At 71.6% G+C, this 11,769-nt stretch carries 16 protein-coding genes; 8 read left to right on the forward strand and 8 right to left on the reverse strand.

The features are described 5' to 3' along the window. Nucleotides 1-129 precede the first annotated feature (129 nt). The 4 genes from C4T78_RS18430 to C4T78_RS18445 are packed head-to-tail and all read right to left on the reverse strand — an operon-like array spanning nt 130 to nt 1,884. Nucleotides 130-705 (reverse strand): DNA-3-methyladenine glycosylase I, encoded by a 576-nt coding sequence (locus C4T78_RS18430; protein ID WP_093349260.1) that lies wholly within the window; start codon nt 703-705, stop codon nt 130-132. Then, entirely contained in the window at nt 702-1,154 is a 453-nt protein-coding gene (locus C4T78_RS18435; protein WP_374703882.1) for an SRPBCC family protein, read from the reverse strand. Before C4T78_RS18435 ends, C4T78_RS18430 begins: the two co-directional genes overlap by 4 nt. 3 nt (nt 1,155-1,157) lie before the next feature. Further along, entirely contained in the window at nt 1,158-1,508 is a 351-nt protein-coding gene (locus C4T78_RS18440; protein WP_093349263.1) for a DivIVA domain-containing protein, read from the reverse strand. 43 nt (nt 1,509-1,551) lie between these two features. Then, the gene (locus C4T78_RS18445) at nt 1,552-1,884 is read right to left on the reverse strand and encodes a PadR family transcriptional regulator (RefSeq protein WP_093153028.1); all 333 of its coding nucleotides are present in this window, start codon (nt 1,882-1,884) and stop codon (nt 1,552-1,554) included. Between the two features lie 170 nt (nt 1,885-2,054). Here C4T78_RS18445 and C4T78_RS18450 point away from each other — a divergent pair, with 170 nt between their 5' ends. Next, the gene (locus tag C4T78_RS18450; RefSeq protein WP_235863289.1) at nt 2,055-2,423 is read left to right on the forward strand and encodes a hypothetical protein; all 369 of its coding nucleotides are present in this window, start codon (nt 2,055-2,057) and stop codon (nt 2,421-2,423) included. 158 nt (nt 2,424-2,581) lie between these two features. Here C4T78_RS18450 and folP read toward each other — a convergent pair whose 3' ends face one another. The 3 genes from folP to C4T78_RS18465 are packed head-to-tail and all read right to left on the reverse strand — an operon-like array spanning nt 2,582 to nt 4,778. Beyond that, a complete protein-coding gene (gene folP / locus C4T78_RS18455) occupies nt 2,582-3,397 on the reverse strand; it encodes a dihydropteroate synthase (protein ID WP_093350078.1) in 816 nt (271 codons plus the stop codon). 53 nt (nt 3,398-3,450) lie between these two features. Then, complete coding sequence (locus C4T78_RS18460) at nt 3,451-4,020, reverse strand: LOG family protein (RefSeq protein WP_093349266.1); 570 nt, start codon at nt 4,018-4,020, stop codon at nt 3,451-3,453. After that, the gene (locus tag C4T78_RS18465; protein ID WP_093153021.1) at nt 4,002-4,778 is read right to left on the reverse strand and encodes an LOG family protein; all 777 of its coding nucleotides are present in this window, start codon (nt 4,776-4,778) and stop codon (nt 4,002-4,004) included. Before C4T78_RS18465 ends, C4T78_RS18460 begins: the two co-directional genes overlap by 19 nt. Nucleotides 4,779-4,988: 210 nt before the next feature. Here C4T78_RS18465 and C4T78_RS18470 point away from each other — a divergent pair, with 210 nt between their 5' ends. Next, a complete protein-coding gene (locus tag C4T78_RS18470; protein ID WP_093349268.1) occupies nt 4,989-5,921 on the forward strand; it encodes a slipin family protein in 933 nt (310 codons plus the stop codon). Nucleotides 5,922-5,967: 46 nt separating this feature from the next. Here the strand turns inward: C4T78_RS18470 and dapE are convergent, their stop codons facing one another. Further along, on the reverse strand, nt 5,968-7,044 hold the full coding sequence (gene dapE / locus C4T78_RS18475) for a succinyl-diaminopimelate desuccinylase (protein ID WP_093350080.1): 1,077 nt from the start codon (nt 7,042-7,044) through the stop codon (nt 5,968-5,970). Nucleotides 7,045-7,180: 136 nt separating this feature from the next. On the opposite strand from dapE, the gene C4T78_RS18480 reads away from it, so the two are divergent. From C4T78_RS18480 to dapD, 6 genes are read left to right on the forward strand one after another with little or no spacing between them, the layout of a single operon-like run. Continuing rightward, nucleotides 7,181-7,477, forward strand: a complete 297-nt coding sequence (locus C4T78_RS18480; protein WP_143185764.1) for a hypothetical protein — start codon at nt 7,181-7,183, stop codon at nt 7,475-7,477. A 2-nt stretch (nt 7,478-7,479) separates the two neighbouring features. Next, nucleotides 7,480-9,288, forward strand: a complete 1,809-nt coding sequence (locus tag C4T78_RS18485) for an alpha/beta hydrolase (protein WP_093349273.1) — start codon at nt 7,480-7,482, stop codon at nt 9,286-9,288. After that, nucleotides 9,285-9,791: an LppA family lipoprotein gene (locus tag C4T78_RS18490; protein WP_093349276.1), complete on the forward strand. Its 507-nt coding sequence runs from the start codon at nt 9,285-9,287 to the stop codon at nt 9,789-9,791. Before C4T78_RS18485 ends, C4T78_RS18490 begins: the two co-directional genes overlap by 4 nt. Nucleotides 9,792-9,793: 2 nt before the next feature. After that, nucleotides 9,794-10,126, forward strand: coding sequence for a hypothetical protein (locus C4T78_RS18495; protein WP_093349277.1), 333 nt, complete (start codon nt 9,794-9,796; stop codon nt 10,124-10,126). Between the two features lie 52 nt (nt 10,127-10,178). Continuing rightward, nucleotides 10,179-10,658, forward strand: coding sequence for an LppA family lipoprotein (locus C4T78_RS18500; protein WP_093153476.1), 480 nt, complete (start codon nt 10,179-10,181; stop codon nt 10,656-10,658). A gap of 55 nt (nt 10,659-10,713) precedes the next feature. Then, nucleotides 10,714-11,700 carry a 2,3,4,5-tetrahydropyridine-2,6-dicarboxylate N-succinyltransferase gene (gene dapD, locus C4T78_RS18505; protein WP_093349280.1) on the forward strand — a complete coding sequence of 329 codons (987 nt, stop codon included), beginning with the start codon at nt 10,714-10,716 and terminating at the stop codon, nt 11,698-11,700. The last annotated feature ends 69 nt before the right edge of the window (nt 11,701-11,769 follow it).

The following is an 11,769-nucleotide window of genomic DNA, read 5'->3' on the forward strand; positions in this document are numbered from 1 at the left end:
CGCCGCCGAAGCAGCGGCAACGAGGCGAACCCGCAGACCAACCACGGTCAGATCGGGCATGCACAAGAACGGGGTCCCGCGGCCAGGTGGCCTCTGAGGTTCCGCCACCCGCGCCGCCACGCAGAACCGTCAGGAAGCCCGCCAGCAGTCCGTGAGGTGGTCGTCGACCATTCCCGTGGCCTGCATCAGGGCGTAGCAGGTCGTCGGGCCGACGAAGACGAAGCCGCGGCGCTTGAGCTCCTTGGCCATCGCCGTCGACTCCGGGGTGATCGCCGGGACCTCCTCGAGCGTGGCCGGGCGGTGTTCGCGGCGTTCCGGGGCGAACGACCAGAGCAGGTCGTCCAGCGGCTCGTCCAGCCGCAGCACGGCTCCCGCGTTGCGGATCGCCGCGTCGATCTTCGCCCGGTTGCGGACGATGGCGGCGTCGGCGAGCAACCGCTCCCGGTCGGAGTCGTCGAAGGCCGCCACCTTCTCCGGCTCGAACCCGGCGAACGCGCTGCGGAACGCCTCGCGCTTGCGCAGGATCGTCAGCCAGGACAGCCCGGACTGGAACGACTCCAGGGTGATCCGCTCGAACAGCTCCACGACACCGCGCAGCGGGACGCCCCACTCGCGGTCGTGGTACTCGGTGTAGTCCGCGTGCCCCGCGCCCCACGGGCACCGGGCCTTGCCATCCGCGCCGAGCACGGCGCCGGATCCGCTCACTTCCCTCTCCTGTCGTACTCGCGGCAGAACTGCGCGAACGCGGCCAGCGACCGGCGCATGCCCCAGGCGAACGCGGGGCGCACCACCGGCCAGACCAGCGCCGCGCCGGTCGGCAGGGTCAGCCGCTCCCACCAGACGAAGGTCGACGCCGCGTTCCCGCACCGGACCACATCGAACCCGCCGGCACCGACGACCAGCTCGCCGACGTGCTTCACCCGGCAGCTGCGCGGCGGCACCCACTCCACGATCTCCATCCGGTCCACGAAGCCGAGCCCGCCGAAGCCGGTCACCGCGATCAGCCGCCCGCCCGGCCCGGCCGCGTCGCCGACCGGGTGCACCTCGGTGCCCAGCATCCACTCGCCCTGCCGGGCCCAGTCGGTCGCCGCGGCCCACACCACCTCGGGAGGTGCCTGGACCGGGACGGTGAACCGCATCTCGACCGGGCGCACGGCTCAGCCCTCCGGCTCGTCGGTGCGCGCGGCGCGGGATTCCTGCAGCTGCTCGCCCGCGACGTCGAGCTGGCGCTCCAGCACCGCGATGCGGCCGTGCAGCTCGTCGATCTCCCCGGCGAGCCGCTCCAGCGCCCAGTCCACCTCGGAGGCCTTGTAGCCGCGCAGGACCTGCTGGAACCGCAGCGCGCGCACGTCGGCGCCCTCGATGTCGGCCGGGGGCAGGCGGGTCGGCGTCGAGCCTGGCGGCAGCGGGGACAGCTCCTCGCCACGCCCGAAGACGAGCGTCGCGAGCAGGTACACCACCGCGGCCACGGCGAGCACCGCGAAGAGGTAGATGAGCGCACTAGCCACGGTCGTCAATCGTGGCACGGACGGCGAACCGCCGCGGCCACGGTCAGGTCTTCGCCGGCGCGGCTTCCAGAACGCCCTCGATGGCGCTGGTGAACTCGCGCCACGCCAGCCGCTCGGCCTGCAACGTCTGCACGCCCGCCTGGGTCAGCCGGTAGGTGCGGCGCTGGCGGCCGCCCACGGTGCTCCAGGTGCTCTGCACGTATCCGGCGCGCTCGAGTCGGCGCAGCGCCGGGTAGACCGTGCCGGTCGGCAGGTCGAGAGCACCACCGCTGCGTTCTTGCAGCGCCTCGATGATCGCGTAGCCGTGCAACGCCCTGCCGTCGAGCGTGGCCAGCAAGAGGGCGTCCAGGTGGCCGCGGAGCGCATCAGCCTTCACAAGTAGCGACTCTACGGTTATTTCCGACCACTGTCACCGCTCTTGCACAAGAGGACCAAAGTCCTTTCGCGATCCGGTGTTCGATGACCTCGATCACAGTGCGCCGTTCGGGTGGAGTCAACTGGGAAATGCGTTGACAACCGGCGAATCCGGCCACACTGCGGAGTCGGATGAGCCGCGCGAGCAATCAGGAGGCGTTCGCCGTGCCCGACAACAGCGCCCCGGCAACGACGTCCGGAGCCTCGCGGTTGGACGCCGCGACCACCTACGCGCCGCGGGACCACGCGCGCACGCAGATCCGCGACTACCTCGCGCAGCTGATCGGCGTGGTGGAGCAGCACCCGGAGCCGGGCATGGCTCGCGACGAATCGCTCTGGCGGCTCGCCGAGCTGGTGGAGGAGCTCTCCCGCGACCCGCTCAGCCCGCGGCGGGTGCAGTCGCGCTGGCTGCGCCTGGTCCCGCTCCTGCGCGAAGTACGCCCGGACATCCCGATCCCGGCGCTCACCGACCTCCTGGACCGCGCCCTCGGCACCGCCTGATCAGCAGTTCCCGTTGAACCTTCGCATCCTGGCCGGTAGCCACCACCGCCGCGCTCCACGTGCCGCGCCCCGGAAGGTGTCGCCTGCGCCGCTGGGCGCATGACCCACCTACGACGCTTGCACCGCCCCCCAGAACGGGCCCGGAAGACTCAGGCAGTTCACGCCAAGGCCCGGAGGACCTGGTCCGGCGGGTGGGTGCCCGCGATGGCCGCGACCATGTCCACCACCCGGCGGGTTTCGCGCACGTGGTGGGCCCGGAACACCTTCGCGCCGCTCCAGGCCGCGACCGCCGTCGCCGCGAGGGTGCCTTCCAGGCGCTGGTCGACCGCGGTGCCCAGCGTCTCGCCGACGAAGTCCTTGTTGGACAGCGCCATCAGCACCGGCCAGCCGGTCGCCACCAGCTCGTCGACCCGGCGCAGCAGCGCCAGCCCGTGCCAGGTGTTCTTGCCGAAGTCGTGCGTCGGGTCGATCAGCACGCCCTGCCGGGGCACGCCGATCCGCACCATCCGCTCGGCCCGCTCGACCAGCTCGGCGGTCACCTCGGCGACCACGTCGGAGTAGCGCACCCGGTACGGGTCGGTGCGCGGCGGCAGCCCGCCGGTGTGCGAGCACACCACGCCGACGCCGAACTCCGCGGCCACCCCGGCCAGCTCCGGATCGGCCCCGGCCCAGGTGTCGTTGAGCAGGTCGGCACCGGCTTCGCAGACCTGCCGCGCCACCTCGTGCCGCCAGGTGTCCACGCTGATCACCAGTGCCGGGTGCCGCTCGCGCACCGCGGCCACGAACGGCACCACCCGGCGGGCCTCCTCCGCGGCGTCCACGGTCTCGCCCTGGGCACCAGCCCGGACGCCGCCGATGTCCACGATGTCCGCGCCGTCGGCCACCGCCCGGTCCACCGCCGCGGTGGCCGCGTCGGCCTCGAAGGTGCGGCCGCGGTCGAAGAACGAGTCGCGGGTGCGGTTGACGATGGCCATCACCAGCGGGCGGTTCTGGGGCACGTCCTTGTCCCGGAACCGCAGCGGCGCGGTCACGGGGCGCAGGCGTCGAGCGCTTCGTCGACGTCGGTGGTCACGAAGAGCACGTCCATCGAGTGCTGCTTGGCGAACCCGCTGTCGACCAGCCCCTGCAACCAGTCCAGCAGCCCGCGGTAGTGGCCGTCCGGGTCGAGCAGCACGATCGGCTTGTCGTGCATGCCGATGTAGCGGGCGGTCCAGACCTCGAACAGCTCCTCGCAGGTGCCGATGCCGCCGGGCAGCGCGAGGAACGCGGTGGCGTGGGCGTCCATCAGGCCCTTGCGCTCCCGCATGTTCTCCACGACCAGCAGCTCGTCGGCCCCGGTGTCGGCCATCTCCTTGTCCACCAGGGCGTGCGGGATGACTCCGACGGTCCGGCCGCCGTCGGCGCGCGCTGCCCGCGCGACCTCACCCATCATCGAGACCCGGCCGCCGCCGGAGACCAGCGTCCAGCCGCGCTTGGCGATCTTGCGCCCCACCTCGGCGGCCAGGTCGAGGTGCTGCTGGTCGACCGGCCCGGACGCGCAGTAGACGCAGACCGAGACGTCGACCGGTGCGGAACTGGTCAATGCGTTGCCTCCCATGCAACGTAGGCCTCCTGCACGATCCCGACGGCGTCGTCGATGTCGTCGGTGAGGTGCAGCAGCGCGAGATCCTTGTCGCCGATCTTGCCGGACGCCCGCATGCTGTCCCGGATCCAGTCGTACAAGCCCTGCCAGTAGGACTTGCCGAACAGCACCACCGGGAACTTGGTGACCTTCTTGGTCTGCACCAGGGTCAGCGCCTCGAACAGCTCGTCCATGGTGCCGAACCCGCCGGGCAGGCAGACGAAGGCCTGGGCGTACTTGATGAACATCGTCTTGCGGACGAAGAAGTAGCGGAAGTTGACCCCGAGGTCGACCCACGGGTTCAGCCCCTGCTCGAAGGGCAGCTCGATGCCGAGCCCGATGGAGAGCCCACCGGCCTCCGAGGCGCCCCGGTTGACCGCCTCCATCGCGCCAGGGCCGCCGCCGGTGATCACCGCGCAGCCGATCTTCGCGAGAGCAGCGCCGAGCTCGACGCCTGCGGCGTACTCCGGGTGATCCGGCGTCGTCCGGGCCGAGCCGAACACGGTGACCGCGCGCGGCACCTCGGCCAGCGCCCCGAAGCCCTCCACGAACTCCGACTGGATGCGCATCACCCGCCACGGATCGGTGTGCACCCAGTCCGACGGGCCGCGGGAGTCCAGCAGCCGCTGATCGGTGGTGGTGGGTTCGCTCAACCGGGACCGCCGCAGCACCACCGGTCCGCGTTGCTTCTCCTGGGGCCGCTCCGCGCCGTCCTGCCGACCTTCGATCGTCATGCGCCCGAGCCTACGCAGCCACCGCCCGGCACCGAGCCGCGGGGACGTGCGGAAACGCCTGTTCACGGGGGATTCACGCGCGCTTGCGCGAGCGTACGATTGCGATGCAACGATCGAGTGGTGCCGACGGCCCGGCCGGATCACCACGCGGATCCAGCGGCGAGCGGCCGGGTCGCGGGCACGACCGGAATCCGAGCCCGGGAGCCAGCCATGCTCATCGAACTGCTCATCGTGATCCTCGTGCTCGGCGTCCTCTGCACCGCCGCCGGCGTCAAGGTCGTCAAGCAGTACGAACGCGGAGTGGTGTTCCGCTTCGGGCGGGTGCAGGAGCTCACCCGCGGTCCGGGCCTGACCATGATCATCCCGGTGGTCGACCGGATGCGGAAGGTCAACCTGCAGATCGTCACCATGCCGGTGCCCGCCCAGGAGGGCATCACCCGCGACAACGTGACGGTCCGGGTGGACGCGGTGGTGTACTTCCGGGTCGAGGAACCGGTGCGCGCCATCGTCAACGTCGAGGACTACCTGTTCGCCGTCGGCCAGGTCGCGCAGACCTCGCTGCGCTCGATCATCGGCAAGAGCGACCTGGACGACCTGCTCTCCAACCGCGAACGGCTCAACCAGGGCCTGGAGCTGATGATCGACAGCCCGGCGCTGGGCTGGGGCGTGCACATCGACCGGGTGGAGATCAAGGACGTCTCGCTGCCGGAGTCCATGAAGCGCTCCATCGCCCGCCAGGCCGAAGCGGAGCGCGAGCGCCGCTCCCGGGTCATCTCCGCCGACGGCGAGTTCCAGGCCTCCCGCAGGCTGGCCGACGCCGCCCACGTCATGGCCGACACCCCGGCGGCCCTCCAGCTGCGGCTGCTGGAGACCGTGGTGGAGGTGGCCGCGGAGAAGAACTCCACCCTGGTCCTGCCGTTCCCGGTGGAGCTCCTCCAGTTCGTCGACACCATCAAGCACGGCGCCACCGGCGGCGCGGAACCATCGGCGGAGCCGGAGCCGGAAGCGGAGCTCGCCGAAGCGGAGCGAGCGGCCGGGCGCGAAGCGGAGCTGCTCGGCGCGGAGCCGGCGGCGGAGCTGCCGCAGCAGCGCGCGGCGGAGCCGGCGGACGACGCGGAGCGGTCGGTGCTCGGCATCGCCTGAGCCGCGGAGCGGTGCCGGGCGCCTCCAGCGGGGCGCCCGGCGCGCGTCAGCGCAGGAAGCGGGTGAGGACGTCGGCGCAGTGGCGGATCTCCGCGGTCGCCACGTGCTCCTGCTTGGTGTGCGCCAGGGTCGGTGAGCCGGGGCCGAAGTTCACCGCCGGGAGGCCGCGGGCCGCGAAGCGGGCCACGTCGGTCCAGCCGAGCTTGGCGACCGGCTCCGAGGCGGAGGCCTCGACCAGCTCCGCCGCGGCCGGGGCGGTCAGGCCGGGCAGCGCGCCCGGCGCTCCGTCGGTCACCGTCACCTCGAAACCGTCGAAGACCTCGCGCAGGTGGGCTTCCGCATCGTCGAGGGACTTGTCCGGGGCGAAGCGGTGGTTGACCGCCACCACGCACTCGTCCGGGACGACGTTGCCCGCCACCCCGCCGGAGATCCGCACCGCCTGCAGCCCCTCGCGGTACTGCAGGCCGTCGATCACCGGGTTGCGCGGGGTGTACTCGCCCAGCCGCTGCAGCACCGGCTGCGCGGCGTGGATCGCGTTCTCGCCCATCCAGGCGCGGGCGGTGTGCGCGCGGGTCCCGGTGGTGCGCACCTCGACCCGCATGGTGCCCTGGCAGCCGGCTTCGATCGCGGCGTTCGACGGCTCGCAGACCACCGCCAGGTCACCGGCCAGCCAGTCCGGCAGCTCGCGCTCGATGCGGTTGAGGCCGTTGCGCTCGGCTTCGATCTCCTCGCAGTCGTAGAACACGAACGTCAGGTCGTGGCGGGGCTCGGCCAGCGTCGCGGCGAGGTGCAGCATGACCGCGTCGCCGCTCTTCATGTCCACCGTCCCGCAACCGTGCAGGATCTCGTCGGCGCCCGATCCGGTGCGGGTCAGCGGCAGGTTGTCGTTGATCGGCACGGTGTCCAGGTGCCCGGCGAGCACGACCCGCGAGGCCCGGCCGAGGTTGGTGCGCGCCAGCACCGCGTCGCCGTTGCGCACGACCTCCAGGTGCGGGGCCTGGGCGCGCAGCGCCTGCTCCACCGCGTCCGCGATGGCCTTCTCGCCGCCGGAGACGCTGGGGATGTCCACCAGCGCGGCGGTCAGCTCGACGGGGTCAGCGGTGAGATCCAACGACGCAGTCACGACCGGCAGGCTACCCCGCGGCGGCACGCCCGGCGGCGCGGCGGTGCGGCCCGCGGAGAAGGCGGGAACCAGTTCGCCGGATCGCACATCTCACCCCTGATCATGGCGCTAGGCTTCGGCCGCTGGAGGTGGGGCGTTGACATTCACGGCAGACCCGGACGTGCTGCGCAAGGCCGGGAAGAGTGCGAAATCGGCAGGCGAGCAGGCCGGGCAGGTCAAGCTGGGACCGCCTGTCGAGGACATCGCGGCGGCGATGCCCGGCGGCCGGTCGGAAGGTGCGGCCAAGCAGGTCGCGCAGAGCTGGGGGCAGGCGATCGGCGACTGGAGCAAGGCAGCGGACAAGCACGGCCAGTCGCTGACCGCGAGCGCCGACGAGTACCAGGGTTCCGACGAGTCCAGCGCGCAGGGCATCAACGCCGCGGGTGGGAGGTAACGATGGTGTCCTACGCCGATGTGCGCCGCTGGAAGCCCGAAGAGCTCGAATCCGCCCACTCCGATCTCGGCAACCGCCGCAACGACCTCGTCGGGCTGCAGGACGAGCTGGACGGCGCGAAGAAGACGGACGGCTGGAGCGGTGCCGCCGCTGAGGCCTCCGCCGCCGAGCACGCGAAGCTCGTCGACGGCATGCGCTCGCTGATCGCCGAGGTCGCCACCGTGCGGGTGGCGGTGGCCTCCGCCGCCGACGACGTCGCCAAGATCAAGAAGCGGATCGAGGAAGCCGACCGCGAGGCCGAGGCCAACGGGTTCCAGATCACCGAGGAGGGCGGCATCCGCGACGTCGCCCCGCCGCAGGACGTGCCCGAGGACCAGCTCGAGGAGGTCAAGCAGAAGCGCCTCCAGGTCCGCGACAAGCTGATGGCCGACATCGAGAAGATCCTCGACGACGCCGAGCAGGCCGACGCCGAACTGGCCAAGGCGCTGACCTCCGCGCAGAAGGACGAGATCAAGCCCGGCGAGGGCGGCACGCTGGCCGATGCCGCGAGCACCGGCGACCTGCAGGCCCTGGCCGCCTCCGCGGGCAAGCCCGCCGAGGACTCCCCCGAGGCCAACGCCGAGTGGTGGAAGTCGCTGTCCGACGAGCAGCGCGCCGCCCTGATGGAGGCCCCGCCCGCCTGGCTGGGCAACCGCGACGGCATCCCCGCCGCCGCCCGCGACATGGCCAACCGGGCCAACATCGACAACGTCCGCGGGGACCTCGTGGCCGAGCGGGAGCGGCTGCAAGCGGGCGGCGTCACCGACGACGAGCAGAAGAAGCTCGACGAGATCAACGCCAAGATCGCCTCGGTCGACAAGGTCAGCGAGACCATCGGCAAGGAAGAACCGCCCCGCCAGCTGCTGGTTCTCGACCCCAGCGGCGAACGGCTCAAGGCCGCGGTGGCAGTGGGCGACGTGGACAAGGCCGACCACGTCTCGGTGTTCACCCCCGGCTTCACCACCACGGTGGACGGCAGCCTCGCGAACTACGACGACCAGATGCAGGAGCTGGTCGCGAAGTCCGAACTCCAGCTGGCCGAGAGCGGCAAGAAGGGCGACGTCGCCGCCGTCACCTGGATCGGCTACGAGCCGCCGCAGTGGTCGGAGACCCACGACGTCCTCGGCGACTCGGTGGTCAGCTCCAGCTCCGCGAAGGAGGGTGGCGAGAAGCTCAACGACTTCTACCAGGGCATCAACGCCTCTCGCGACAACGATCCGCACCTCACCGCGATCGGCCACTCCTACGGCTCGACGACCACCGGCTACGCGCTGCAAGGCGGCGACCACGGCGTGGACGACGCGATCCTCTACGGTTCTCCGGGCGTGGGAACCAACGACATCAAGGATCTGGGCGTCCCGGAGGGGCACGCCTACCTCCTGGAGGCCAAGAACGACCCGGTGGCGGACTTCGCCCGCTTCGGCGGCGACCCCTCCCACATGGACGGCTTCACCGAACTGTCCACCGCGAAGTCCGAGCACGGCGGCGAGGTCACCGGCCACAGCAAGTACCTCAACCCGGACACCACCAGCCAGCACAACATGGCGGCGGTCGTCGCGGGCGTGCCCGAACGGGCGGTGGAGGGCAACACCGACGGGGTCGGCGACGTGGTCTCCTACGTACCGCACAAGACCCAGGAAGGCATCTCGGCAGCCCAGGAGTGGGGCAGCGAGACGTGGTCGGATGTCAAGGACTTCGGCAGCGACACGTGGTCGGGCGTCAAGGACTTCGGCAGTGACACCGGCTCCAAGATCAAGGACCTGTTCTCATGAGGCGGCTCGCCCTGCTCGTCCTCAGCGCCCTGCTCGTCACCGGTTGCGCGAGCCAGCCCGACAGTCCCAACGGGGGAAGCATGGAAGACCAGACCACCACGCTGCAGCAACGGCCCACGATGGCCGAGATCACCACGCGCTACGAAGAAATGCAGCAGAAGATCCGGGACCGGTTCACCGCGGAGCTCGGCCTGGCACCGTGGATCGACGACGGCAACCCCGGTCAGGCCGGTTGCGGGGAGTTCCCGGACGTCCAGGACGCGGAGAAGCACACGCTGAACCGCTGGTTGCACGAGGGGAGCATCCCCGACGACCAGTGGCCCCGGGCACTGCAGATCGCCGATGAGGTCGCCAGCGAGTACGGCTTCGTCGAGCGGCAGGTGATCCTCGACCGCCCCGGCGACCACAAGGTCGAGATCCGGGATGCCTTCGGCGGCTGGCTGCAGCTGGGCACCAAGGTGAACACCGTGATGCAGGTCCGCACCGGCTGCCACCTGGTCTGAGGGTGACCGAGCAGTCGGGTGCGCGGGTCGTCGCGCTGGTCTTCGCCATCGCCTCGACCCTCCTCGCCATCCCGGAAGCCGCCTTCGCCGCGTTCATCGGGGTGTGGGCGGCTTCCGTCCCGTGCGAGCCCGGCGGACCGGGCGTCTGCACGTCGATGGGCTACACGACGGCCGTCGCGCTCTTCGTGCTCGCGGCGGGCCCGGTCGGGCTGTGGCTGCGCGTCCGCCGCCCGGGCCCCGTCCTCACCGCGGTGGTGGTCGGCGTGCTCGGGCTGGTCGTGGCGCCGCTGCTGGCGCTCGGGATCATCCAGGTCGCGGCGACCTCGATCGGCTGACCACCGGGTGGTGCGGGCCACCAACCGGCCTTCCCGGGCGGTGATCTCCGGCATGATCTTGTCCGGCAGCCCAGTCCGACCCGAGGGAGGAGCCGTGGAAGACCCGCGCAGCCTGCTCCGGCTACGGCCCAGCATCGAGGAGATCAGCGCGCAGTACGGCCAGCTGCAGCAGCGGTTGCGGGATCGGCTCCACCACGAGCTCGGGCCGCTGACCTGGGTGAAGTCCGAACCGCTCAGCCAGGCCGGCTGCGACGGTTTCCCGGACGTGCCCGAGGCGGAGGCCTGGGCGCTGGAGTCCTGGCAGGTGCCGGACAACCTGCCGGACGCGTCCTGGCCGCGGGCGGTCGACATCGTCCGGCAGCTCACCCGCGAGTACGGGTTCGGCGAGCCGGAGATCATCGTGGACCGCAGCGGCGACCACGAGATCACCGCCAACGACGAGTACGGCGCCGTCTACCGGTTCAGCACCGCGGCCCGGACGGTGCTGGCGATCACCACCGGCTGCCACCTGCGGGCCGCGGCCAAGGGCTGAGAGCCCCGCCACCCCGTGCGGGTCGCCGCCACCTGCGCCGATTACCGTTTCCGGTATGAGTGCACAGTCTCCCGATCCGCAGACCACGGGCGCCCACGGAGTGGGCCTGGCCACCGTGACCGACGACGGCACGGTGCTCGACACCTGGTTCCCGACCGTCCGGCTGGGTGAGCCGGGCCAGTCCGGCACGAAGCGGCTGACCGCCGAGGAGGCCGCCGAGTCCCTCGGCGAGGCCGGTGCCGCGCTGCTCGGGCGCGACGAGGCCCGCGGGGTCGAGGTGGTCGCGGTGCGCACCGAGATCGGCCGGCTGGCCGACGCCCCGGTGGACGCCCACGACGTGTACCTGCGGCTGCACCTGCTGTCGCACCGCCTGGTCCGGCCGCACGGCCAGAGCCTCGACGGCATCTTCGGCCTGCTGGCCAACGTCGTGTGGACCAACCACGGCCCCTGCCCGGTGGAGGGCTTCGAGGCGACCCGGCTGCGGCTGCGGGCGCGCGGCACGGTCACCGTCTACGGCGTGGACAAGTTCCCGCGCATGGTCGACTACGTCGTCCCGTCCGGCGTGCGCATCGGCGACGCCGACCGGGCCCGGCTGGGCGCGCACCTGGCCAGCGGCACGACCGTGATGCACGAGGGCTTCGTGAACTACAACGCGGGCACCCTCGGCGCGTCGATGGTCGAGGGCCGGATCTCCGCCGGTGTCGTGGTGGCCGACGGCTCCGACGTCGGCGGCGGCGCCTCGATCATGGGCACCCTGTCCGGCGGCGGCAAGGAGGTCATCTCCATCGGCGAGCGCTGCCTGATCGGCGCCAACGGCGGCGTGGGCATCTCGCTGGGCGACGACTGCATCGTCGAGGCGGGCTTGTACGTCACGGCGGGCACGAAGGTGAAGCTGCCGGACGGCACGCTCACCAAGGCCTCGGAGCTGTCCGGGTCGAGCAACCTGCTCTTCCGCCGCAACTCCACCACCGGCGCGGTGGAGGTCACCGAGCGCACCGGCGGCAAGGTCGAGCTCAACGCCGCTCTGCACGCCAACGACTGACGAGCTCCCGGGGCCGGTCGGCGTCGACCGGCCCCGTTCAGTTGCGCCCGATCGGACCAGGCGGGGATC

It is taken from the genome of Saccharopolyspora kobensis (assembly GCF_900108315.1).
Classification (GTDB): Bacteria; Actinomycetota; Actinomycetes; order Mycobacteriales; family Pseudonocardiaceae; genus Saccharopolyspora; species Saccharopolyspora kobensis.